The following is a 25,912-nucleotide window of genomic DNA, read 5'->3' as shown; positions in this document are numbered from 1 at the left end:
CCTCTATTCACCATCTTTGCCGTGTATGAGACGCAATGGCGAAAGTGCCAATTTCTGTCATTGCCAATAGCAGTACTCCTTTGTTTATTGGATAAAACGACTGTGTCCTTAGTTCATTATCCATTTGGTCGCCGCTCATCGACCCCTTGTATACGGCCTTTTCTCTTTTGCTAATCTGGAGTGAGTTATGTCAGATTTCACCTCTAAGCTGTTCACGAAAGAAAATTTGCTTTCACGTGATCGTGTAGGTGCGATGATATTTTTGATCCTGTGCTTATGTTATGGATACCAGACATCGTTAATCCCTATGTTCCCCGGGGATGAGTATGAACCATTTACTGCCCGAACCCTGCCAACCATACTGACTTTTGTTGGTATTGGCCTTGCTGTCTTACTTCTTATAACAGGCCAGCCTGATGTAAAAAGTGGTGCAGTCGTTGATTTCAACTGGAAGTTGTTGATTGGGTTTCTCGTACTGATGGCGGCGTATGGTATCGGACTGACCTACCTTGGGTTCGTACTGGCGACAGGATTCTTCCTGATGGCCGGATTTTACATGCTGGGTGAACGTCGCAAGCGCGTTCTATTTGGTGCGTCATTTCCTTTTGTACTCGCTTTTTATCTCATGCTTACGCAGGGGCTAGATATTTATCTGGAGCCTGGCCTGATATTCACTATTTGGTAGGATGCCATTATGTTAGACGGAATTTTACAAGGGCTCTCCACGGCTATTATGCCAATGAACATCATGATGGTGGTCGTTGGTTGTTTTGTGGGTACTTTCATTGGCATGTTACCAGGGCTTGGCCCCATATCCGCCATAGCGCTGATGATCCCCATTACCTACGGTCTTGAACCCTCTTCGGGCCTCATTCTTATGGCGGGCGTTTACTATGGTGCCGTATTTGGTGGTTCTACATCATCAATCCTAATTAACGCTCCAGGCTGCTCATCAACCGTTGTTACAGCGTTCGATGGCTACCCAATGGCGCAAAAAGGCCAGGCGGGCCGAGCACTCGCTCTCGCCGCCTATTCCTCGTTCACTGGCGGCACGTTATCTGCCATCATGTTATTGTTTGCAGCTCCAGCTCTGGCAAAAGTTTCGTTGAGTTTTCAGTCTTCTGATTACTTCGCTCTGATGCTTTTAGGTTTGTCAGCTGTAGCCGCGTTCGCAGGTAAAGGGCAAGTCATCAAAGCATGGATGATGACCGTACTCGGCCTGATGCTATCGACCGTTGGTATCGATAAGGGTGTCGGTGTTGAGCGATTCACGTTCGGACTCACCGACCTTATGGATGGTTTCAGCTTTTTACTGCTTGCTATGGCAACCTTTGCACTGGGTGAGACATTAATGGGGATCCTTAAACCCGAAAAAGATACCCGTGGCGACGAGCAAAAGAAACTCAGTGACATTGGCAGCATGAAGATCACCAAAGAAGAGATCAAAGAAGTCGCACCTGTCTCTATCCGCTCATCCATTCTGGGCTTCTTTACTGGTGTTCTTCCTGGTGCCGGAGCAACAATTGCCGCTTTCCTTTCCTACGGTATGGAGCGAAATCTGGCTCCAAAAGAAAAGAAAGAGGAATTTGGTAAAGGGAGTATCCGAGGTCTTGTAGCACCTGAATCGGCAAACAACGCTGCGTCAAGCGGATCGTTTGTTCCACTATTGACACTTGGCATTCCTGGCTCAGGAACAACGGCCATCATGCTTGGTGCCTTAATTGCCTATGGTATTCAACCGGGACCACGTCTTTTTGTCGAACATCCGGACGTCTTCTGGTCAGTCATCATTTCCATGTATTTTGGCAACATTGTGCTCGTTATACTTAACTTGCCGCTGATTCCATATATTTCGAAGTTGTTGGCGGTACCAAGAACCGTGCTGTTACCGATGATCCTGTTTTTCTCAATTACGGGGGTTTATCTGGTGTCGTTCAATACCATGGATGTCTTTATCATGCTGCTCATTGCAATGGGAGCTATCGCCCTCCGGCTGGCGAATTTCCCTCTGGCGCCGTTACTGCTCGGTTTCATTCTGGGTGGACTGATGGAAGAAAACCTGAGACGTGCATTGATGATAAGTGATGGAGAGCTTAGCTTCCTTTGGGAGCGCCCAATTACCCTTACATTTACCGTATTGGCAATCATGGTTTTGGTGGGCCCGGCATTGATCTCACTGATAAAAAAGTGCTTCAACCAACCCAAAAAAGTTGAATCTTAATCCGTAATGGTTCCACTAAAATATAGAAAGCCGCTCCTATTTATTGGAGCGGCTTTTTTTCCTTGGATAACAAGTTTGCAGACAAACCTCCAACGAGGTTTACAACTCAGAAAGTTAGCGTTTCACCCGGCAATAACACCGTTCTGGGCGCCCGACCGTACCGTAGTTCACATCTGCTTCCAGCTCACCAATGCTTATCAGAAACTCCAAATAGCGTCTGGCGGTGGTTCGGCTTGCGCCGATATTTTCGCCCGCTTCATCTGCTGTATACGGTTTATCTTCGCGAAACAACGCTCTAATCTTCTCAAGCGTGACACCATCAATCCCTTTCGGTAAACGTACTTCTGCTGATTTTTCTGCCGCCGCAGACTGCATCATTTCATCAACGAGTGACTGGTCGAGACCATCAGCATGATGCAGTTGTTCGGTACGTTTCTGATATTTTTTTAATGCTGCTTCCAGTCTGGGGAACATCACCGGCTTTAGAAGGTAATCAATTACACCACCGCGCATCGCCTGCTGCAACGTTTCCACGTCTCGGGCTGCGGTAATTAAAATAACGTCACATTGCTGATTCAAGCTTCGTAAGCGTGCAAGTATTTCAATGCCGGTCCCATCTGGCAGATAAACGTCAAGTAACACCAATTCTGGCTCAAGGACTTCGAGCTGCATCTCCGCTTCGACTTTCGAAGTTGCAATACCTACCACCTCAAATCCCCCCATCTGCTCGAGGTAACGTCGATGTAGCTCCGCGATCTTAAGATCGTCTTCTATTATCATGACTCTCGTTAAGTCATTCATGCCAGTCCATCCTTAGGAATATAAACAGTCACCCGTGTTCCTCTTTCCTTATTATCTACCATCTCAAACTGTCCCTGGTATCTTTCTGTCAACTGCTTAACCAAAAACAACCCGACGCCACGATTAAATTGTGCTTTGCTAGACACACCCCTTTTTGTAAGGGAAGCAACATCCAGGTGCTTAGGCAAGCCGCATCCTTTATCTATAACTTCTAGAATGATCTCATTACCAAAATCACTTAACGAAACCTCGACTTGTGCAATATCCATCCGGTCATTAGGTACCTGCTTAATCGCTGACAGTGTGGCTTCAAAGGCGTTATCGATTAAATTACCCAAAATAGTCACAAGATCATCGGCATTGATTTCTTTGGACAAGGGCTCCAGGCGAGACTCATCATCCACATGAAGCGTAAGCCCGAGCTCTCTTGCCCGCTCTGTCTTGCCCAAAAGCATACCTGCGATCAATGGGTCTTTGATGGTCTCGCGTAAGAACTCAATCAGAGTTTGATAGTGGGCCGTTTCTTGTCCAATCAAACTCTGAACCGCGTCAAGCTCCCCCATTTGTACCAGTCCGCTGATCGTATTGAGCTTATTCCTATGTTCATGAGTTTGTGAGCGCAGCATCTCTGCATAGGCTTTAGTTTGCGAAAGCTGTTCGGTCAATTCACTGATTTCATCTCTCAATCGAAAACTCGATACTGCACCCACGACCTTTCCATCGACTAAGATCGGGCTTCGGTTAGCAACGATGCGTTGCTGATTCAAGTAAAGCTCAATATCATGATCGACTTCCTGACTCTGTATCAGAGACTGCAAATCCGAATTGGGTAGTACCTGAGTAAGTGGACGATTCATCACTTTGGCTTTCTCAAGCCCTAAAATCTCACATGCACTGGTGTTGATAGATCTGAGCACACCATTGGAGTCAATACTGATAACCCCTTCTTTAATCGTACTCATGGTGACATCCAGTTCACTGTAAAGTCGGCCAATTTCTTCTGGCTCAAAACCCAAAAGCGCTCTTTGAAATCGTCGAGAAATGAAGTTTGATACAACCGCGTTAGCGGCTAACACCAAGATGGCCATACCCAGTAAAAAAGCCAGATAAGGTTCAATGCGATCCTGGAGCCTATCGAGCAGATAACCCACGGAGACAACGCCAATGATATTTCCGTCTTTGTCAAACACCGCAGCCTTGCCACGCACGGACTTACCTAACGAACCTTCAGCAAACGAAACATAAGACTGCCCATGAACCAAAGCGAGGTCGTTGTCACCTCCCATCATTGGCAAGCCTATTCGCTCATCGACAGGGTGAATCAGTCTTATCCCATCTTTATCGCCGATAACGATAAACGCCGCACCAATCATTTCAGTGAGTCCGCGAAATCGTTCCTGCATTCTAGGTGCCGTTTGATTCTCTATCATATTGATAACAGAAGATGACTGTGCCAAAAAAGTAGCAACGCCTTGTGCCTTAAGGCCCATCTCATTTTCCTGAGACTGTTTGATGTAGCTGAAACCCGCTATTGATAAGACAAGCAACTGCAACAACCCTGATACCGTCATAATGATCAGCATTCGGTGTCGAAAACTTATCTGATTCCATTTCATGTTGACTCTCCTATATGCCAACACTGTAACAGGACAGTAACATTCGAGCATTGATACTCTACCCGAACTGTGACACTCGCTATTAAATTTCAATCGGTTGGATAGACCGATATCCCGACAAGATGATAAATCCTCAAACAAGGGCATGATGTTTTATGTCAGTTACATGAATATGCAATCAAAATACTGATTATGATCACATCACTTTTAGCTTATTTTTAGAACAAAGCAGCACTATTTCCGTATAGTTAAATCAGCAATTGTTTTAAGGCTCTGGTCCCTCTTGCGTTAGCAGCCAAATCAGGCTCTGAATCAATTGTAGCCAATTTGTAACACCACAATAATTATAAAGAATGAAGCAGTAACAAACGTACCAGATAACAAGATTAAAACGTAAGAAGGAACGTCGTTATGGAACGGGACTGTTTTGGAATTTGCCTCGATAGAGCGTTGCTGTCAAAAAATCGCCGAGCAACTTTTACCCACGTCAGGGCCTATCAAACCACTGACTCGCTAAAACCTGAGTTTGAGCAGGATGTACTTGTCTCATTCGCGTCACCACAAATGTCCGGAAGTGAAGTACTAAAAGAGTTACTTCAGTCAAAAGATTTGATGTGGCGAGCCGGATATGTATGTCCATCTCAAGACTGAACAAGTCAAACCCAGTCAAGAAAGCGTCCTAATTCATCGTTAGCGATGCTTTTTTATTACCCGATTTTCACTCCCATTTTAAATTGACCTCGAAATATCAGATAGTTAACCACGTAAATATCGAAACACCATCTATATTTATGTTATTGAACAGCATTTTATTAGAGTATATACTCTAATAATTTCGTTAACATCTCGATTGGAGCATACATGAAGATTAAGTCCCTGCCTTTGGCTGTGGGCGCACTGCTAGGATCGCTTTCGTTTAGCGCCTTCGCTGCTGATGTGTCATTTGATGAAGCCTGGCAACTGCTTCAGCAAAATAACAACTCACTCGCAGCACAGCGCGCAAATGTCGAAAGATACGGTCACCTGCAAGATGCAACCGGCAGTCTCAACCTGCCAAAAGTCACCATTGGTGCCAACTACACCCGCTTAGATCAGGATGTTACGCTCAGCGGAGCTCAGTTTGCAGAAAGTTTGAGTGGCGTTCCCGATTTGTCAGGCCTTGGTGCCGTGAGCCCTGAATTGGGTCAGATTGCCAGTGCTTTAGGCGGAATCACCTCCACCATCGAACACAAAGATATCTTCAGCTCGTCGATTCGCGCCGTATGGCCGATCTTCACGGGTGGCCGTATCACTGCTGCACAAACAGCAGCGGAAGGCAAAAAGGAAGAAGCTCAAAGCCAGTTAGCAATGGAAGTTCAAGCGCGTTATGAAGATCTAAGCAAATACTATTTCAGCGTTATCCTGGCTAAAAATGTTGTTGACACTCGCCTTGCGGTCGAACAAGGGTTAACCAAGCATCGTGATTTTGCGATTAAACTGGAACAACAGGGACAGATTGCCCGAGTCGAACGATTGCAGGCTGAAGCCTCGCTCGACAAAGCCGTAGTTGAACGCAAGAAAGTAGAACACAGTCTGAATATTGCACAGGCAGCGTTAACTCAAGTGCTTGGTCAGACAGAAACTGTCGAGCCACGCGATGAATTATTCATCAACCGGACGTTGCCGCCTCTGGATGCTTTTGTAGACCAAACACTTGATACCTATCCCGGTTTAGCCATTCTGGACGCTAAAGAGAAGCAGGCCAGCAGCCTGATGAAAGCGGAAAAAGGTAAGTATTTCCCAGAAGTTTACGCTTACGGCGATTACAGCCTGTACCATGGCGACTCGTTGACCAGCCAACTCAAACCTGACTGGTTGGTCGGCATTGGTGTCAGCGTACCACTTCTTGAAAACACCGGGCGTAGTGAGCAAATGAAGGCGGCGAACAGCGCTGTATCTCAGGTTCAGTTTCTTAAAAGACAAGCGAAACAAGATCTGAGTGTGTTGGTTGAAAAAACCTATCTTGAAGCTCAGCAAGCCTTAGACGAAGTACAAGGCCTTAACTCAAGTATTAGCCTCGCTCAAGAAAACCTGAAACTGCGTCAAAAAGCATTCTCACAAGGCCTTGGCCGCTCGCTGGATGTAGTTGATGCTGAACTCTATTTGGCCAGCATCAAAACTCAGCAGGATGCTGCCAGCTTTCAGTACTTATTGTCACTGAACAAACTTCTCGCACTTTCTAGTGAGATGAACAACTTTTCTACGTATAAACATAACGCCGTTACACCCGCTCAACTCAGAACAAAGGATGCATCATGAACAAGGTCAAACCCACTCTACTGGCATTAGGTACTGTCGCTGTTATCGGCTGGGTCGGATATAAGTTCTTCGATGCTTATCAGACGCCGCCGTTCCGTATTCAAGGTCAGATCGAATCACAACAGTACAGCATCTCTTCTAAGGTGCCAGGACGTATCGATAAAGTACTGGTTCGTAAAGGCGATGAAGTGAAAGAAGGACAACTCATCTTCACCATTCACAGCCCGGAGATTGAGGCCAAACTCGAACAGGCTGTCGCTGGCGAAAAGGCAGCCGGAGCACTGGCTAAAGAAGCTGAAATTGGGGCAAGACAGCAACAAATTCAAGCCGCTGAAGATCAGTGGCGAAAAGCTAAAGCGGCCGCTGCCCTGCTAGAGAAAACCTATCTTCGTGTCAACAACCTATACAAAGATGGTGTTGTTGCAGAACAGAAGCGTGACGAAGCGCTGACTCAATGGCAAGCGGCAAAATACACCGAAAGTGCAGCGTTCCAGATGTATCAAATGACAAAAGAAGGTGCCCGAAACGAAACAAAAATCGCCGCTGCAGAAAAAGCCAGAATGGCCGCAGGTGCGGTAGCGGAAGTTGAAGCATATGCGGCTGATACACAAATTCAGTCATGGTTTGACGGTGAAGTCTCACAGGTGCTGCTGCACAGCGGCGAGTTGGCACCCCAGGGCTTCCCAGTCGTCACTGTTATCGACACAAAAGACACCTGGGCTGTGCTGAACGTTCGTGAAGATCATCTGATGAACTTTGAAAAAGGAAAACTGTTTGATGCTTTCGTGCCAGCGCTTGATGAGACCGTGACATTCAGAGTGACTCACGTTGCTGTGATGGGCGACTTCGCGACCTGGCGCTCCACTGACGCAACTCAAGGCTTCGACTTACGCACGTTCGAGGTTGAGGCGCGACCAGTAAGCGACGATGTCGCGCTGCGGATGGGTATGAGTCTTGTGGTTGAGATGTAGGACGTTCCCATGCCCCACAGTTTTCAAACTCTGGCAAAGCGGAGACTTGCCAAAAGTCATTTACACAGTCAGTGGCACATACTTCGTCACGACCGATGGCTGTTATCGTGCCTTACTTGGGTCCCAATCTTAATATGTCTTTCGATATATTGGATTTTTTCTGCAGGTATCGCCAGCAACCTACCGATTGGTGTTGTTGATCTCAGCAAAAGTACGCTTTCTCAAAAGCTGACTCAAAATTATGATGCTACCTCAATGCTCAGCGTTGATCACCAATATGACGACATCGCGAAAGCTCGTAAAGCAATGATTGATGGTGACATCTACGCCATACTCTACATTCCATACGGCTTTGACAAAGCGATTGTCAAGTCGATGCCACCACAGGTTACGCTGTTTTATAACAGTCAGTACATTTTGGTGGGGCGCTTGATCAATTCTGCAGCACTTCAGGCACAAGGAACCTTCAACGCGCAGGTAGAAGTTGTCAAAGCACTGGCTAAAGGTGATACGACAAGCATCGCCGCGATGGGTAAAGCCGTTTCAGTCAGGACACAAATTACGCCGCTGTTCAACAAAGGACTGAATTACGCGCAGTTTCTGGTGTCTGCGATTGTTCCTGCCATCTGGCAGATTGCCATTGTGTCTCTGACTGTATTGGTGCTGAGTGCAAACTACCGCATCGCTGGGATCACTTCCTGGCTCGGAAAAGAAAAGGTACTTCTTCAACTATCTCGTACGCTTCTGCCCTATTTCCTATGGTTTTTACTATTAGGCGCGACCTTCCTGATTTGGTTCTACGACATCATTCAATGGCCAATGGAAGGCAGTTGGAGCGTGTTATTAATTGCTCAGGCAGTCACTACGCTTGCCTGTATGATTATGGGTGCGATGTTCTTTTTCCTTACCTGCGATGCAGCTAGAGCGATGAGCTTTGCTGGTGCTTTTACAGCCCCTAGCTTTGCCTTCATGGGGATTACCTTTCCGGCAACGGACATGAGCTCTTTGGCACTATTTTGGCGTAGCTTGCTCCCGGTCAGTCACTACATCGAGGTTCAGGTCGGTCAATCAAGTTACGGCGTCACTGCCTTTCAGTCATTGTCGCATTTGCTCCCTATGATTGGCTACCTTCTGCCCCTGTTTATTACCCTGTTGCTCATCAAAAAGCACACGAGTAAGGAGTTAACTGCATGACGCTGTTTGAACATGTAAAGCTCGAACTTAAAGCGATACTAACGAACCCTGTGGTCGTGTTAACGGTATTTGGTGGTGTTATCTTTTATTCGTTTTTGTATCCACTACCCTATATTCAGCAAACGCCCAGAGAGCAGCCGATTGCCATCGTCAACCTCGATATGAGTCAGGCCAGTTTTCAACTCGAACGTATGGTGGATGCTACCCCTAATGTCAACGTTGTGCAGAGAGAGTACACCGTTGACTCAGCTAAAGACGCCTTCCTTAACGGCGAGATTACAGGTTTTCTGGTCATCCCAGAGCACTTCTACAAAGAGCTCATGCTTGGCAAAAGTCCGGTATTGGCTTATGCAGGAGATGCCTCTCTGTTTCTGGTTTACGGCACGGTAGTGGAAGGCCTGGCTCAAGCAGGTGGTACTCTGGCTGCCAAGGCTAAAGTGGCTAAATTAGTCATTGATGGTGTGCCGCTTGAACTGGCGAGTAAACAGTATTCAGCAACCAAGCTCAATGCTAAACCGACCTTTAATCCGCGAATGGGTTATGTCGACTATGTTGTGCCCGCTGTGTTTGTGCTTATTTTGCAGCAAACACTCGCCATGGCATCAGGATTGGTGGGTGGTACACAAAGACAAGGCACTGGCTATTGGAGTTCTCAGTCGGTTTTCTCCGTGGTGTCCGTTAGGACGGTCGTATTAGTCTTCATCTATTACCTGCTTGGAATGTATTATTTCGGTGCCAGCTTTGACATGTATGGCATCAGTAAATTAGCCAGCGCAAGCGACATTCTGACACTAATGCTGCCATTTTTATTGACCTCGTGCTTTATCGGTATCTTTCTGGGTGCCATTACGCCAAGACGAGAACTGGTTACGGTAGTGGTACTGATGAGTTCTATGCCTTTAATCTTCTCAGCTGGCTTTATCTGGCCTGTCGAAGTATTGCCGATACCTATCCAATGGATTGCTGCACTGTTTCCCACACAAGCCGCCATAAACGGCTTTCTCAAGCTGAATCAAATGGGCGCCGACTGGTCACAAGTACGTGATGTTTGGACCCAATTGTGGATTCAGACACTGCTCTGGGGTGCCCTGGCTTGCTTTAGCTTCGCCAAATTTAGAACCAGTCACACAGATTAGGGTTACAAAACCAAAAAGGGTCAATGGCGCTAACCATTGACCCTTTTTTAGGTGATAGAATTAGGTACGAATCAGTTCGACCTTCTCTTCTTTCTCTCCAGCTGCCGGATCATTGAATTTCTCAAGATCTAACGCACCTTCGGATTTAGCGACAATACATGTCACTGCACTGTCACCCGTGATATTCACCGCAGTACGAATCATATCAAGAAGACGGTCAACACCCATAATAAGTGCGATACCTTCTAAAGGAAGACCCACTTGGTTAAGTACCATCGCCAGCATGATAAGACCTACACCAGGAACACCAGCAGTACCGATAGAGGCAAGTGTAGCAGTCAGGATAACCGTCAGGTAGTCACCCATCGTAAGGTCAATGTTAAACGCCTGAGCAATAAATGCGGTCGCCACACCCTGCATAATAGCCGTACCATCCATGTTGATGGTCGCACCCAAAGGGATAGTGAACGAAGAAACTTTGTTATCCACACCAAGGCGGTTTTGGGCAGTTTCCATCGTAACCGGAATTGTCGCGTTTGAAGAAGCGGTAGAGAACGCAAACATAACGGCATCTTCCATCTTCTTAAGGAACGTGACCGGGCTAAGACCAGTGAACGATTTCAGCATCACGCTGTATGTCACAAGACCGTGAAGCAACAAAGTCGCCGTCAGCACCAAGAAATACTCTGCAAGATTGAAAATAGCGCTTAGGCCCAACCCAGTAAACAGCTTTGCCATCAGGAAGAACACACCAAACGGCGCGATGTTCATCAGCAAAGCAACCAATTTCATGATCACTTCGTTTAAGTCACGGAAAACAGAAGCGATTCGCTCACCCGGTTCACCCGCAGCACTGATAGCAATACCGAAAAGAACAGCAAAAACGATAACCTGAAGTGTTCTGCCTTCTGCCATTGCACTGATAGGGTTCGTTGGGAACATATCAATAATCACTTGACCCAAAGATGGGGCTTCGCTCGCAGCAAAAGAGCTTGCAGCAGTAAGATCTGCACCTGCGCCTGGCTGGAAGACAGTACCCATAGTCAGCGCCAGCGTAATCGCTACAGCAGTCGTCGCTACGTAGAATAGAACAGTTTTACCACCTAAACGGCCTAGAGTGGTAACGTCTTTAAGAGAGCTGGTACCGCAAACAAGTGATACGAATACCAGAGGGACAACTAGCATTTTCAAGCTGGCGATAAAGATCTGACCGCCAACTTCAAAAAGCCCGTTTACAATGTATGCGTCTACAAATCCGTTCTCAGCAAATAGACCTCGAATAGCGAAGCCTGTCAAAATACCTGCAACCATACCGATAATCACTCTTGTAGTCAGTGACATAGGTTTTTTGGCATTAGTCATAATTACTCCTTATTTTTATATTGCTTCACGATGGAGACATCGAAAGCCGGAGCAGATTAGCAGTTAGAATGGCGTGATTAGAATTACAAATTTGATTTCCAACTCCGCACTGTGACAGCGATCACAGACATTGTTATTAAAACAATGTTCAAAAATACATTATTGCTACATAAACGCAATCAAACAACACATAATATAACCTTTACCTTTCAGTTTGGCATTATGTACCTTTTATCTTCAGATAAGAAAAATTTATACCTAACATCAAAACCAATATAGAGTATTGCATATATAAAATTGCCCAGCATTAAATGCTGGGCAATTTTCATTATCGAGATATATCGCTACTGCTATTGGGTCGACTCTACGTGTAAGTCAAATATAACAGCAGTTTCTTCTGGAATCCGTGGATGCTCGTCTTCTTTATACGCTAAGTGACCAGGAACATATAATCTCCATGTTGCACCCAGTTTCATTTGCTTGAGAGCGATTAGCCACGACACTGGTGCCTGATGTAACGAAACAGTTATCGGCGCAGGTAAATGAATCGAGCCATCAACCTGTCGACCGTTGAGTAGCCAGGTCTTATGTCTCATCAGAAATTGGGTGTTTGCGCTTGCACTGATCTCTTCAGTTCCCTCAACAAGGACCTCATACTGGATACCAGAGCTGTGAATGACCACTTCATCACGCTGGCCGTTTTTCTCAAAAAACGTTTGCTCAAACTCGATTTGCTTTTGCTTTAACTCAGTTGCCGCTGCCTTTCGTTGCTCTTCCATTTCTGCTTTGAGAGATTCTGCATCGCTCGGATCAAATGGCCACTCTTTTTGCATGAATGTGTCCATAATGGCTTCTTGGACAATCTTGATATTCATTTTCGGAAATGATTTCTTAGCAAGCTCTTGGGCAATTTCTCTGCCAAAGATATAGCTTACCTTCTGTTCTAACGTTTCAATTTCCATAACTACCTCTTGAATACTGAGTATGAGGTAATCATACGACACAGGGGTAAAATGGAAAGTATGTTACGGATAAAGATGTTAGGGTTGAATATAAAGAGAAAGGACCCGTTAAGGTCCTTTCTGTTGTCAGGCTGTTTCCGAAGTATCTGACTTAACCTTAACCTCGCCAGTATCAATGACGGGCAATGTCTGCAATACAAATTCTCCCGGTGCAGCCCCAAGAACAGGATATTCCTCATTACCGATAGAAAATGGTTCCACTTGCTCATCAGCAATAAATTGATTGAGCCATTCATTCCAGTGCAACCACCAGGACCCTTTGTGATGGTCGGCGTTGGTAATCCATTCTTCCGCCGATTCATCGAGAGTTGAACTGGTCCAGAAGCCATACTTCTCTTTGGCCGGATGATTCACGATACCCGCAATGTGGCCTGACTCTCCTAGTACAAAGGTTTTATTACCACCCATTTTCAGAGCACCACGATATGTACCTTGCCACAACGCAATATGGTCTTCTTTGGTAGAAATAAAGTAGCTCGGAATTCTAATCTTGTTGAGATCAATCCATACGCCTCCGATCTTGACCCCTTTGTCCTGAATCAGTTTGTTCTCCAGATAAAGTTGTCTCAACAGGAAGTTGTGGGTTGCTGCTGCAACATTTGTACTGTCACTATTCCAATACAGCAGATCAAAATCTACCGGGCTGTTCCCTTTGAGATAGTTGTCAATATAGTAATTCCAGTAAAGACTGTTTTCCCGAAGCAAACTGAATGTCACGCTGAGTGAGCGACCATCCATATAACCAAGTGTATTATTCTGCAGTTCGATGGCACGAATGATAGTGTCATTAATATACGCACCGACTTCGCCGGGTTGACTGAAATCTAACAGAGTCGTAAAGAAAGACGCCGATACAATGCGCTTTTTCATTCGCTTCGCAGCATAATAAGCCACTGTAGAAGCGAGTACGGTTCCACCTATACAGTAACCCGCAGCGTTAATCTGGTCTTTACCAGTAATCGACTCAATCGCAGAAACAGCCTTCACTACCCCTTCCGTCACATAGTCGCCGAATTCAACCTTGGCTTGTGATGGGCCAGGATTACGCCATGACATCATAAATACCGAGTGACCCTGCTCCAACAACCACTTAACCATGGAGTTTTTCTCGCGCAGATCGAGTATGTAGTATTTGTTAATAAAAGGAGGAACGATAAGTAATGGCGTTGCGTTAACCTTCTCTGTTAGCGGTCGATATTGTATTAACTCAAACAGGTCATTCTTAAACACAACGTCACCAGCAGTATTAGCCACATGCTCGCCAATTCTGAATGCCTCTGTATTCGTCATTCGAATCTTCAGCACATCGGCACTGGCTTCGACATCTTCCTGAAACTGCTGTAAACCAGCTAAAAGATTCTCGCCATTTTGCTCAAGAGTCAGCTTTAGCAGTTCTGGATTGGTCGCGATGAAGTTGGTCGGAGAGAGTGCATTAAGTGTCTGACGAGAAAAAAACGTTAACCGTTCTTTGATTTTTTCATCAACACCTTCAACAGAATTGATGGTATCGAGGTAAGTCTTACTGAATAAAACATAAGATTGTTTTATGAAGTTATAGAAAGCTTCCTCTTTCCAGGCATCATCTTGAAACCTGCGGTCACCCTTCTCTACTTCAACCACCTCTTCTTTACTTGCTTGAAGCGCTACGCGCTGCCAAATCTCTAGCTGCTGTGTCCACCACTTAGTTTGCATGTCCAACATAGCAGCAGGTTGTTTAGAGGCTTTCTCCATAAACTCAGCGGTATCTTCAGCACTGAGTTCCTGCATTGCTTTCGTGAGTGGGCTATTTACGGCTGCCTTGCCTTGCTCGAAGTCTTTCCACCATTGCTGGTTGCTCTCCTGCAGTTTCACAAGGTAGTCCGAAAAGAAGTTTTGGAACATAACTAAAACCCTTTTCTTAGAAATGAAAAGAGGTTGCGGGAACGAGTGCCCCCGCAACCCTCTATATTGTAAGTATCGCCTATAATTATGCTGGCGTATTCGCCTTGACCGTTTCAGTGGTCAGCGCTTCAATATCGTCTTTGAATTCTTTTGCAACCTGCTGAAGTTTATTGCTGTCATCCATCATTTGTTGTGATAGACGAGACAACGCATTCAATTGCTGACTATTGAAGACCGCCAGCGATGATACATCTTTCACTTCAGCCGCCGCTTTCATTTGGCTTAAGCCTAACTCGCTATAAGCGCGCATTGCATTAAGTTGTAGGTCAGTCAAGGTCTCGACGTTTTTGGTCATAAGCTTGTTGAACTTCGCATATGGTTCAAACGTTTTTTCTGACTGCTCGTTGAAAACTTTAAAAATATCCGTGTACATAATGATTTCTCCTAAGAAATAAATTTTCCAGTATTTTGTAAAACTATCCCACACTAACTCGGGTGTCCGACAACACCCTTAACAGCGCTTAACAACGACTGCAGTTCCCATGCCACCACCGACACATAACGAGGCAACACCTAAATCTTTTTGTTCACGCAGTAGTTCATGTATCAGAGTCACGATAATTCGGTTGCCCGATGCGCCCAGTGGATGACCTAGTGCGATAGCGCCACCGTTAGGGTTGGCTTTTTGCATTATGGTATCCGCCGAAATATCGTGCTCAGATGCCAAATTTCTAATAACACCAAGAGCTTGCGCTGCGAACGCCTCGTTCAACTCAAACACATCTACAGCTTCAATATTCAATTCGGCTTGTGCCAGAGCTTTCGTTACAGCCTGGACAGGTCCGAGGCCCATGACTTTAGGGTCAATTCCCGTCTGAGCGCTGCTGATAAGTTCACACAGAGGTGTCAGTCCCAAACGACTAACGGCTGATTCGGAGGCCACTATGAGTGCACTTGCACCATCATTGATCCCGGATGCATTACCTGCTGTTACCGTGCCTTCTCTGTCAAAGGCAGGACGCAACTTGCTCAGACCTTCCATTGTTGCGTCCAGCTTCGGATACTCGTCAGTCGCAAACTCAACAGCCTGTCTTCTCACTTTCACTTCAACCGGAACTATTTCGTCTTGAAATCTACCCGCTTCGATTGCCGCCACCGCTTTCTGCTGGCTACTTAACGCATAAGCGTCCTGATCTTCACGAGAAATGCCAACTTGTTTCGCAATATTCTCAGCCGTTACTCCCATGTGGTAAGCATTGAAGACATCAGTCAGACCGTCCGAAACCAGCAGATCTTTTGCCGTTATGTCGCCCATTTTATGTCCGGAACGAGCACTTGAAGGCATAGCAAAAGGGATTTGAGACATGACTTCGACACCAGCGGCAACAACCACTTCCGCTTCACCCGCCTTGATATGCGATGCGGCATCCATTAATGTTTTCATTCCACTGCCGCACACCATGTTCAATGTATAGGCTGGCACTTCGGCCGGAATACCGGCGTAAATAGACGCCTGACGTCCAATACCCATACCTTGATTTGCGCTAACGACATTCCCAACAATAACCTCATCAATGTCTTCTACAGCTACACCCGACGAGTTCAGTGCACCTTTTATAGCTTCTGCTGCGAGTTTACCTGCCGGAATATCTTTTAAACTTCCACCAAAACTACCAATCGCAGTACGCTTAGCTGCAACAATAAATACTTTTTCCATTTAGTATTCCCTTCGTTAATTACGCCATGTACAAGCCGCCATTGATGGCAATAGTTTCACCTGTAATATAAGCAGCTTCTTCACTGGCCAAAAATGCTACTGACGCGGCTATTTCTTCGGGTTTAGCTAAACGTTTTAAAGGAATCGTACTTTTGATGGAATCTAGGACGTCATCACGCATTGCTTCGACCATCGGAGTACCTGTATAACCCGGAGCAACAACATTCACAGTAACTCCAGATCTTGCTCCTTCCGCCGCCAATGCTTTAGTAAAACCAATCATGCCCGCTTTGGCTGCAGCATAATTAGTCTGGCCAAACTGACCTTTTTGTCCATTAACTGAGGATATATTGATAATTCGGCCATTGCCTTTCTCACACATTGCCGAAAATAAAGGTTGTGTCACGTTAAAGACACTATTTAGGTTGGTATTTATAACATCAAACCAGGAATCAGAAGACATTTTCTTGAACTGCCCATCTCTAGTAATACCTGCATTATTAACAACCAGATCGAAAGTTCCTTCTTCTTGTTGTAATAAAGCCAGCTTTTCCCGGCATTCATCCGTTTTGGTTACATCAAGTTCGAACAACCTGACCTGATCTTCGCTAAAGCCTTTTTCATCAAACCATCGCTTAGCACATTCATAATTTCCTGTACTGTAGGTTGCAATAAGTCTATAACCTTTCTCAACCAAAGTAGAAGAAATAGCGGATCCAATTCCGCCTTTAGATCCCGTAATAATCGCGAGCTTTTTCATTGGTGACCCCATCCCTAGCAACTAGCTTTTATAAGCTATTTAACAAAAACTAAAAAAGACGACATAATTCGTTGTGCGCGTTTGATATGGCTGACTTTTGTTATTGATATTACGCAGCTTTTGTTACGCTTTTTTGTATTAAATACAAATTTAAAGGAATCGTAATATTTGACCATCATTATTTTCTACTTATAGCAATAAAGTTGATCATTATCACAACCGTTATGTAATGCGGTAATTCTGTTAATTACACTCCATGATAAGTACAGAAACCACAGATAAGCAATTGATAAATAAGAATTACAAGCCAATAAAGCAGGCAAAGCCCAAGCCCCAAGAAAATAGTGTTTTCGCACCAAATCAGTTCACAGGATTTATATCATAAAAGTGTCAGATAATTATCAAATGAAGTTTTTGCTTACATAAACACATGAATTACAAAGGTGAATTAAATAGTATTTATACTCTAATTACAATTAGCAAAATTTTGCAATATCCTTTTTTCGCCAATTTGCCCCATACTAAGTCAATGATGATCGAATTTGGGGATTTCATTGGAACGTGATCTATTTCACCTAGTTTTTACAAGGTTTTGTATCCCTCTAATAACAATATGAATTGTTAGCATCACATCATCGCATACCTTTCCGTACCTTAATGCTAATTTTGTTAATAGCCAGTATCACCTATTATGAGTGCAAGCTTCGTCTTTTACACTAGTTACGACCTTTACTTGGTATTTTCAAACTGACTTCTCAACCTGTTCAGATAGTTAGCCACAACATTTGTAAACATTACGAATTTTTCTAAATGGTTTTTTACGCTACACTGTTTCAGGCAGTCTGGTGGTACCATAAGGATGTGGATAAATGTCGACAACAAGTGCTAAGGCGACTCTCGCCATCCGTAAAACGTTTATATTTGGAGCAACGTTTATATTAATTTTGCTCGGATTGTTTTTTTATGCAGAACACAACGTAGACCAGACAAAAAATCGACTTATTTTACTACAAAAGCAAATCCTGGCTGCGTCTAATAACATGCTAATGATGCGCCGACATGAGAAAGACTTCATAGCGCGTATCGAGCCCCAGTATCTCAACAAAATGGAACAGGCTTATCAGACAATGCTGCTTCAACTCGGAGAGGTCAACGCCATGCTGTCTGATTCCGGGATTAACATCAGTTATCAAGGGCAGCAGGCGTTATCCTATGTCGACAATTACGTCCAACAATTCTATCGCTTGTCTGAAACGGTAATGCTTATTCACGGCTCTGGTGATAACCAGGGTCTGATCGATAACCTTCAACAAAAAGCCCTTAGACTGGAACGCTCACTTGTTAATGTAAACTCCACTGAACTCAATCATATCGCCTTGTCCACTCAGGATTTGATGTACCAATTCTTTTCTGATCTTGATGTCTCAGTAATTCCGAGAATTCACCGCAATCTTGATCGAATCGATACAGAGCTTAACCGCAGTGGTATGTCATTCGAGCTATTCCAGCAATTTCAGCAATTCCGCTCAGCCTATTATGCGCTTCAAAGCGCCTATGAAACGTTTGGCTATAGCCATCAGGAAGGTCAACTTGGACAACTTCGTTTTACAATTCATCAACTCGAGTCGTCATTAGATACTCTGTTCAACATACTTCCAGATCACATCAACCAGAAAATTGAACAAAATGAGCACTATCGTGATTTATCTACAATACTGCTCGTCTTAGCAATTATCTTTGTCCTCCTTTACGTTATCCGTCAAACCTCGTTACTTGAACAGCGACTGATCGACGCACGAGAGAAAGAAAGACAAGCCAACCGAGCCAAAAGTGCATTTCTGGCTAATATGTCTCATGAAATCCGCACGCCCCTCAGCGGCATATTGGGTATGACAGAAATTCTTGGGGACACAAAACTTGATGCTAGCCAAAAAGATTACCTGACAACGATTAATGCTTCTTCGCAAACTTTGCTTATGCTGATGAATGACATTCTCGACGTGTCTAAGATTGAATCTGGTCATTTGGAAATCTGCCCCCACACGACAGCGATTAAAGAAACCATCTTTGATACTGCAGCATTAATCGCCCCCAAAGCACAACAAAAGTCCGTAGAGATAAAGATTCACATTGATCCGGCGCTACCAGATTATGTCAAAGCAGACGAACAGAAAGTCAGGCAGTCTCTGATGAACCTGGCGTCAAATGCCATTAAGTTTACCGACAAAGGTTACGTCGCGTTGTCGCTGCACCTCATTAAGCAAGACTCTGACTCTGTTACGGCCAGGTTCACTGTCTCTGACACCGGTATCGGCATAGAACCTGAGAAGCAACGACGGGTATTCGAAGAATTTAAGCAAGAAAACATCAATACATCTAAAGACTATGGCGGTACTGGCCTGGGACTGGCGATTTGCTCGAAAATGATCGCTTTAATGGGCGGAGAGATACAATTAACATCTCGCAAGGGAGAAGGGAGCGAATTTAGTTTTGTGCTGACCTTTGCTAAAGATGACCATAAAATGGTCAGGGAGTCCGCTGTTTCAGTCTGTTACGTTTCCGATAATACGAACCCACTGCTAGTATCAGAATTCAATCGTCATGCTATCCGATATACGCATATTGAAGGCAAAGATCTCGCCACTATCACGTTAGACAAAGATACCATCATCATACTGGATGACAGTATCAGCAAGTCATATCTTGAAAGCCATTTAGCAGATCATCCCGTCCTGTACGTGCGTCCCTTCTGCAACAACACAGATCTGCCGTTAAAGGGCATCTCTGCCTTTGTGACCGCCCCCTTGTTTGGTAACCGACTGGTGAACACACTCCAGAGCCTGAAGCGTCCCGACGAGCTCGAACCACGATCAAAAGAGACGCGTCAGCACACCAGAAAAATACTTGTCGTCGAAGACAATAAAGTGAACCAACAGATTGTTGGACTTAATTTGAGAAAGCTTGATATCGACTTTTGCATTGCCAATAACGGACAAGAAGCGTTGGAACTCTACAAACAGGAATATTCCAATATTGGACTTATACTTATGGACTGTATGATGCCAATTCTTGACGGCTTTGAAGCCACCAGAGCAATCCGGGAGTTTGAACAACAATCCGGCGTAGAGCAGACCCATATCATTGCGTTAACTGCCTCTGTTCTCGACGATGACATCAAAAAATGCTACGACAGTGGAATGGATGACTATTTGCCCAAACCATTCAGGCGAGAGGTACTGCTAGAAAAGCTCAACGCACAGTTTACGACAACGTGAATTCATTGAGGAACCGACATGTTAAACAACTATATTGATGTGCTAAAGAATAACTACGCCAACTTCAAAGGCAGAGCCACACGCACTCAGTACTGGAGCTACGTGCTGGTAAGTTTTGTTGTGGCGTTGGTATGCCATATCCTCGACCGTGTTATCAGTGGTGGAAACGAGCAGTTTGGCTTGTTTGGTACGCTCTACTCTCTGGCAGTTCTTGTTCCTTCCCTGGCCATCGGTTGTCGAAGATTGCACGATACCGGGCGAAGTGGCTGGTGGTTATTTCTTTACCTAATTCCTCTAATTGGTGCCATAGTGCTTATAATATTTTTCATTATTTCGAGCGACCAAGATAACGAATACGGTCCCGCTCCCTCGCTATACTAAACCGCACTTGAAAAGGGACACCTGCGTGTATTTTCTCTTCCTTCTCAACATCTACAGGCATCTTCAAAACCAGCTTTTGCTTTTACTGAGCAGCCACTACATCGAAATTACAGTTAAGAGTGGCCATTAGCTCGAGGACCACTTAGAAGATAAATTTAGATACCTGTTTGAAATATGGCCGTTTTTGTCCGAGTCTTAATGCAAAAGGATAACAAATGAGTCATGTATGGAAACGACCCTATCAGCCGGCGTACAAGGCATCAGAAAGGTTCTGTTACCCTCAGTTCTGATCAATGTGCTTTCACTCGCCGTGCCGCTCACGGTTCTGCAGATCTACGATCGTATCATTCCAAATCAAAGCTATGGCACGGCAACATTGCTACTAGCGGGCGCTACGCTGGCAGTGCTATTGGACGCATTTCTTCGTTATGTCCGCTCTCGAGTGCTGGCCTCTGAATCTGCCATTGTTGAGCAAGAGCGTTACGCGAAAACGGTTAGGGCATTGGCCACGTCTCCGGTCAACGACATCAAGCGACTCAGAGTTGGAAGCATTCAAAATGGGCTTGAGTCTATCGCTAAAATCAAGGATATCTATTCAGGTGGCCTGATGTCAGGGTTAATCGACATTCCCTTCGCGATACTGTTTTTGTTTCTGGTCTATTATGTGGGCGGCTCGCTAGTCGCAGTTCCTGTTGTAGTCTGGTCTTTTACCTTCGCCTTTGTCTGGTTGTCAGGTCGACGTGCAAAAAAGAGAAGTCTTAGCCATGCAAACACTGTCAATCTCCGCTCTGGCTTTCTTTTAAACTTGTATCGAAACATTTTAGGCATTAAACGTCAGGCCAACGAATATAAGACGTTGGCGGCTTACAAGGAAATCAACCAACAACATAGCCTGAGTATCGCCGAAGACGAAAGACATAATGCTCTGGCTCAGGAGTGTATTTATCTGGCCTCTCTAGGGACGTCCGTCGTAATAGTCATAGCAGGTGCATCACACGTTCTGTCAGGAGAACTGACGACCGGGGGACTGGCGGCTTGTTCTATTCTAGCCGGACGTGCCGTTGCACCTTTAAGTGCTTTGACAAGCCTCAATATTCGCTTTGCCAACATGCAGACTTCCATCCAAAGTGTCAAAGCTCTGTTTTCTTTGCCGTCCTATCAGGCCGATCCGCTCAAGCCTGAAGAGGACATCAAGACCATCACATTTAATCACTGTGCCACCCAACGTTTTTCTTACCTTTATCAAATTTCCAAAACCCTTGAGGCTGGAAATATTTACCGAGTTTCAAGTGACAACAAAGAAGTCGCCAGTCAGTTTCTGACAACCATCGCTGGGGTCAGCAGTGAAGATGCAGGTGCAATTTACGTCAATGAGACCGAGCGCAATCCATTCACTCGGTCAGTGATGAGTTCTTACATCGGTAGCCGATCCTCGGTCTTACAGGGATCGATACTCGACAATTTGTGTGGTTTTACGCCTGAGTTGTCAGAAAAAGCTCTGCACTATTCGAAGGCTATCGGACTTCATCAGGTGCTGACCCAACTCAGTGACGGTCTGGAGACGAGACTGGCAGACTTACCCAGTATTCCCCTGAGTCAAAGCAGCATTCGTCTCATCAATATCTGTTGTCAGTTGGCTCGACCTACGCCGATTATCTGTATTGATAAGCCAGAACTGGATTTGGATTTGGATACCTGGCCAAAACTGGCCGAGGTTCTCTCAATTGAGGCTGAGCAAAATCGTACTATCTTTGTCGTAACTCATAATTCGATATTCTCCTCCCTTTGCTCAGATACACTCACACTTGAACAAATACCAACAGGAGGGCAACACGATGAATGAGTTAGAGCGAACAGCATTGTCTTCCTTGCGAGCTTTGGATGTCAGCAGTAATGTTGATGTTTTTGCGCATCAATGGGTCGATGAATATGGCCTGGAGAACTTGCACGACTACATCAGCCTTCTAGACCGAATTAACGTCCCCTACCGTATCGTTGACGCAAGCAATAATCTCGTCAACGAAACATTCAATGTTGCCGTGCTCGTTGGCGATGGTAAATTTGATGTCGTTAAGCAGGAACATGAAGGGCTTGAGTGGTTAAATAACGAACGTACTCCTACTCAATTCACACATTACGATGTAGCGTTACTTTTGGAGGATGCACCACCAGACAAACCGGATCCAAATTGGATGGGCTCTCGTCTGGCAGCCTATAAATCCGTAATACCCAGAGTGGCACTAGCAAGTTTTTTTAGTAATCTGTTCGCTTTGGCGATCCCCTTTATCACCATGTCCATCTATGATCATGTTATTGGTGGGGATGCCGCCCATGAACTGTTTGGTATTGCAGTAGGCGCTGCCCTGCTGTTCTTTATGCTTTGGTTGCTGCGCGTGTTACGCAGCCAGACATTGGCGACCGTCGCCAACCGACTCAGTCGAGAAATCTCCGATGCCCTGATAAAAAAGCTACTCACAGGCAGTTATCATGTCTGCAAATCGACACCGCAGCAAAGCCAGGTCAGCCAACTCGGTTTTGCCGAGCGTATTTCTTCTGTATTAGCCGGACCACTTGGCAATGTTCTGTTTGATATCCCCTTCGTATTGATCTTCCTGATTGCTATTGCAGCCTTGGGAGGATGGTTGGTCGGCGTTCCGATTCTGGCACTTTTGTTGTACTTTCTGATTGCTAGAAGCAGTATTAAAAACTCTGCCATACGCGCTAACCAGTCCACGGTCTCCGGAACGAACAGACAGGCACTGATCGCCGAGCTTTCGACTAACCTCGGTTTCATGAGAAGCAGTCATGTACTGAACGGCTGGCTGACACGTTTTGATAAGGCTAACTACCTTGCCGCCAAAAACGGCTTCCGACAATCGGTTCATCAGGCCAAATACACTTCGATTTACTATGCCATCGGTGTCATTTCAACACTGGCAGTCGTTGGTCTTGGCATCGAACTTATTTTTAATGATGTCATGTCTGCAGGTGGTCTGATTGCAACAATGATGTTGATTTCAAGAGTAACGGGGCCCGCACAAACATTGGTAAACAGCGCGCTAAGATTGCAGCAGTTAGGGCAAACTCAAATGAGTATTAATCGGGCGTTAACCCTCAATACTGAAGAATCATATCGTTATCAGCATCAGGACTTACCGAAAACGGCTCCAAGAATTGAACTCGACCAAATAACTCTGCGTTACGCAAAGCAGACCAAGCCCGCTCTGAGTGGTATTAGCGCTTTGATAGAGCCGGGAGAAGTCGTGGCTATAACAGGTCCGGCGAACAGCGGAAAAACCAGTCTCATTGACACTATCGCCAGTTTTCAGCCAGTTCAGAATGGTGTAGTCAACGTTAATGGAATTAATTTGAGTCAATATGCCCCGCTCTTATATCGTCACTGGATGTTTTATCAGGCGGCTCACCCACAAGTCCTTCTGACCAATATTCGGGACTGGTTTTCTGACCGCCAACAGCTTGATGATGCAGTCATAAACAGAGCAATTGAACAGGCAGGAGGAAAGGAGTGGCTTGAGTCCCTGAAGCATGGCCTGGATACCGATCTAACAGCGTTTTGGCCCGCAACAATGCATGACCTTTTATCGCGCTACGAGGCCAGAATGTTAATCACTGCCAAGGCAATGGCCATCGAATATCCCTTATACCTTATGGACAACCCCGTTCAGGATGCCTCCCCTGAGTCCATCGAATTGTTTAGCTCTTTCCTGAAGCAACGACGCGGAAAAGCGACCATTATTTTCAGTTCTCAGGACGCAGATTTAATAAAACAGGCAGACAAGGTTATGGTGCTAAATCAAGGTAGCGTCGCCTATTATGGTCCTCTTGCCGAAGAAGAACCAAACCAAACTGACAATGACACTATGGAGATCGTTGCTAATGAGTAAACTGCAATATGCTGAAGCCATAGAGACGAAACAAACCAAGCGCCTTCTCTCTATTTCAACCTACGCCATTGCTCTTTGTGTCATTGCTTTCGGTGTATGGTCGGTGGTCACGCAAGTCGATGAAATTGCCAAAGCTCAGGGTGAGGTTGTTCCGGAAGGTGAAAGACAAATCATTCAAAGTGACATTGGAGGAAAGCTGAAGACCATCTCTGTTAGCGAAGGTGAGATGGTTGAAGCAGGACAAGTTCTGGTGGAATTTGATGCAACGTTTCAAACGACTGCACTGGAAGAGTTAAAAGCTCAACAGGCCACACTTAATCTGACTATTGAAAGGTTGTCATCGCTAATCGATGAGCGAGACCCTAATTTCAGTGCCTATGAACAACAATACCCAGAGCTTGTCGCGGAACAAAGAGCCCAGCGTAGCGCCCAGGTCGCACTCTATTATCAGAAACGTATCGTCCTTGAAAAGGAAGCAGAGCAAATAGCAGAGCAATTGCGCAGTACCGACAACGCGATTCCTGCGTTTGAAAGACAGTTGACCGCTTCGAAGCAAGAGCTCGCCATTTTGCAAAAAGGACAAAAAAGCGGCAACATTTCTCGTTTGAGAGTGTTAGAAATGGAACAAACAGTCGCCTCCATTGAACAACAAATTGAACAGGCTCGAGGCAAAAAAGCATTACTGCTTAAACAAGCAGACTCAAATGATGAAAAAATCTCACAGCTTCTGGCTGAGGCAAAAGTGGAAGTCTCCGATCAACGCTCCAAAGCCGCGTCAGAGCTTTCAGCGCTTCAAGCGAGAGTGCGTTCTGGTGAAGCCAAGTTGTCCAACACTGTACTCACCTCTCCTCTGCAAGGGCTTGTGCAGAGTATTCCCAGCACTAAAGTTGGTGCGGTCATTCAACCTGGAGGCACTGTGGTTGAAATCGTGCCTATCGGTGGAGTCGCTGACTTTAAAGCAAAACTGTCACCACGAGACATCGGCTTTGTTACAGTGGGGCAACCCGCTCGTGTCAAAATCGATGCCTATGACTACAGTCGTTTTGGTGCGTTAAGTGGCGTTGTTGAGTCTATTTCACCGACAACTATCCAGGATGAAAAAGGTAACATCTTTTACGAGGTCACCATCGCGGTCGACACACCCTATTTTCGCAACGACCCTGAGAAGTTTGCAATATTGCCCGGCATGACCGGCGAGGTTGATATTACGACCGGTGAAAAAACCGTATTCCAATATCTATGGAAACCGATCTTTACCAATATCAGTCGAGCATTTGGCGAACGTTAGCTTGTATACCGATTCAAAAACAGTGCCCCTCCCTGTTAAGAAGGGGCATTCTCGAAGCAGGATATTCAGAATCGACCAAACGCC

General features: G+C 45.3%; 20 protein-coding genes. 12 read left to right on the top strand and 8 right to left on the bottom strand.

From position 1 onward, the window contains the following. Nucleotides 1–187 precede the first annotated feature (187 nt). Together C4S60_RS07175 and C4S60_RS07170 are read left to right on the top strand one after the other, a co-directional pair. A complete protein-coding gene (locus C4S60_RS07175) occupies nt 188–685 on the top strand; it encodes a tripartite tricarboxylate transporter TctB family protein (protein ID WP_103879660.1) in 498 nt (165 codons plus the stop codon). Nucleotides 686–694: 9 nt separating this feature from the next. Further along, nucleotides 695–2,221 (top strand): tripartite tricarboxylate transporter permease, encoded by a 1,527-nt coding sequence (locus C4S60_RS07170; protein WP_103879659.1) that lies wholly within the window; start codon nt 695–697, stop codon nt 2,219–2,221. A 114-nt stretch (nt 2,222–2,335) separates the two neighbouring features. Here the strand turns inward: C4S60_RS07170 and C4S60_RS07165 are convergent, their stop codons facing one another. Both C4S60_RS07165 and C4S60_RS07160 read right to left on the bottom strand, forming a co-directional pair. Next, a complete protein-coding gene (locus tag C4S60_RS07165; protein ID WP_103879658.1) occupies nt 2,336–3,022 on the bottom strand; it encodes a response regulator in 687 nt (228 codons plus the stop codon). Continuing rightward, nucleotides 3,019–4,638, bottom strand: coding sequence for an ATP-binding protein (locus C4S60_RS07160; RefSeq protein WP_103879657.1), 1,620 nt, complete (start codon nt 4,636–4,638; stop codon nt 3,019–3,021). Before C4S60_RS07160 ends, C4S60_RS07165 begins: the two co-directional genes overlap by 4 nt. Before the next feature lie 411 nt (nt 4,639–5,049). Between C4S60_RS07160 and C4S60_RS07155 the strand changes: the two genes are divergently transcribed. From C4S60_RS07155 to C4S60_RS07135, 5 genes are all read left to right on the top strand, one after another. Beyond that, a complete protein-coding gene (locus C4S60_RS07155) occupies nt 5,050–5,289 on the top strand; it encodes a cation transporter (protein ID WP_103879656.1) in 240 nt (79 codons plus the stop codon). A gap of 210 nt (nt 5,290–5,499) precedes the next feature. Continuing rightward, complete coding sequence (locus C4S60_RS07150) at nt 5,500–6,936, top strand: TolC family protein (RefSeq protein WP_103879655.1); 1,437 nt, start codon at nt 5,500–5,502, stop codon at nt 6,934–6,936. Beyond that, nucleotides 6,933–7,907, top strand: coding sequence for an HlyD family secretion protein (locus tag C4S60_RS07145; RefSeq protein ID WP_103879654.1), 975 nt, complete (start codon nt 6,933–6,935; stop codon nt 7,905–7,907). Before C4S60_RS07150 ends, C4S60_RS07145 begins: the two co-directional genes overlap by 4 nt. A 9-nt stretch (nt 7,908–7,916) precedes the next feature. Further along, nucleotides 7,917–9,101, top strand: coding sequence for an ABC transporter permease (locus C4S60_RS07140; RefSeq protein ID WP_103879653.1), 1,185 nt, complete (start codon nt 7,917–7,919; stop codon nt 9,099–9,101). Next, nucleotides 9,098–10,237, top strand: coding sequence for an ABC transporter permease (locus C4S60_RS07135; RefSeq protein WP_103879652.1), 1,140 nt, complete (start codon nt 9,098–9,100; stop codon nt 10,235–10,237). Before C4S60_RS07140 ends, C4S60_RS07135 begins: the two co-directional genes overlap by 4 nt. Before the next feature lie 60 nt (nt 10,238–10,297). On the opposite strand, the gene C4S60_RS07130 is transcribed toward C4S60_RS07135, so the two are convergent. The 6 genes from C4S60_RS07130 to C4S60_RS07105 all read right to left on the bottom strand — a co-directional run bounded on the left by C4S60_RS07130 (nt 10,298) and on the right by C4S60_RS07105 (nt 16,979). After that, nucleotides 10,298–11,599 carry a dicarboxylate/amino acid:cation symporter gene (locus tag C4S60_RS07130; protein ID WP_103879651.1) on the bottom strand — a complete coding sequence of 434 codons (1,302 nt, stop codon included), beginning with the start codon at nt 11,597–11,599 and terminating at the stop codon, nt 10,298–10,300. Between the two features lie 350 nt (nt 11,600–11,949). After that, nucleotides 11,950–12,561 (bottom strand): FKBP-type peptidyl-prolyl cis-trans isomerase N-terminal domain-containing protein, encoded by a 612-nt coding sequence (locus C4S60_RS07125; protein WP_103879650.1) that lies wholly within the window; start codon nt 12,559–12,561, stop codon nt 11,950–11,952. A gap of 126 nt (nt 12,562–12,687) precedes the next feature. Then, entirely contained in the window at nt 12,688–14,502 is a 1,815-nt protein-coding gene (gene phaC / locus C4S60_RS07120) for a class I poly(R)-hydroxyalkanoic acid synthase (protein WP_103879649.1), read from the bottom strand. 85 nt (nt 14,503–14,587) lie between these two features. After that, nucleotides 14,588–14,935, bottom strand: coding sequence for a phasin family protein (locus C4S60_RS07115; RefSeq protein ID WP_103879648.1), 348 nt, complete (start codon nt 14,933–14,935; stop codon nt 14,588–14,590). Between the two features lie 78 nt (nt 14,936–15,013). Beyond that, on the bottom strand, nt 15,014–16,219 hold the full coding sequence (locus tag C4S60_RS07110) for an acetyl-CoA C-acetyltransferase (RefSeq protein ID WP_103879647.1): 1,206 nt from the start codon (nt 16,217–16,219) through the stop codon (nt 15,014–15,016). A 19-nt stretch (nt 16,220–16,238) separates the two neighbouring features. Beyond that, nucleotides 16,239–16,979, bottom strand: coding sequence for an SDR family oxidoreductase (locus C4S60_RS07105; protein WP_103879646.1), 741 nt, complete (start codon nt 16,977–16,979; stop codon nt 16,239–16,241). A gap of 869 nt (nt 16,980–17,848) precedes the next feature. Between C4S60_RS07105 and C4S60_RS07100 the strand changes: the two genes are divergently transcribed. From C4S60_RS07100 to C4S60_RS07080, 5 genes are all read left to right on the top strand, one after another. Further along, the gene (locus C4S60_RS07100) at nt 17,849–20,254 is read left to right on the top strand and encodes a hybrid sensor histidine kinase/response regulator (RefSeq protein WP_103879645.1); all 2,406 of its coding nucleotides are present in this window, start codon (nt 17,849–17,851) and stop codon (nt 20,252–20,254) included. A gap of 18 nt (nt 20,255–20,272) precedes the next feature. After that, entirely contained in the window at nt 20,273–20,635 is a 363-nt protein-coding gene (locus tag C4S60_RS07095; RefSeq protein ID WP_103879644.1) for a DUF805 domain-containing protein, read from the top strand. Nucleotides 20,636–20,861: 226 nt separating this feature from the next. Continuing rightward, on the top strand, nt 20,862–22,478 hold the full coding sequence (locus C4S60_RS07090; protein ID WP_103879643.1) for an ABC transporter transmembrane domain-containing protein: 1,617 nt from the start codon (nt 20,862–20,864) through the stop codon (nt 22,476–22,478). Next, nucleotides 22,471–24,540, top strand: a complete 2,070-nt coding sequence (locus C4S60_RS07085) for an ABC transporter transmembrane domain-containing protein (RefSeq protein WP_103879642.1) — start codon at nt 22,471–22,473, stop codon at nt 24,538–24,540. The genes C4S60_RS07090 and C4S60_RS07085 overlap by 8 nt, the downstream gene beginning before the upstream one ends. Beyond that, nucleotides 24,533–25,828 (top strand): HlyD family type I secretion periplasmic adaptor subunit, encoded by a 1,296-nt coding sequence (locus tag C4S60_RS07080; protein WP_103879641.1) that lies wholly within the window; start codon nt 24,533–24,535, stop codon nt 25,826–25,828. Before C4S60_RS07085 ends, C4S60_RS07080 begins: the two co-directional genes overlap by 8 nt. Nucleotides 25,829–25,912 lie beyond the last annotated feature (84 nt).

The organism is Vibrio hangzhouensis, from assembly GCF_900107935.1.
Taxonomy (GTDB): Bacteria; Pseudomonadota; Gammaproteobacteria; order Enterobacterales; family Vibrionaceae; genus Vibrio; species Vibrio hangzhouensis.
This window is presented reverse-complemented; position numbering and strand designations above follow the sequence as displayed.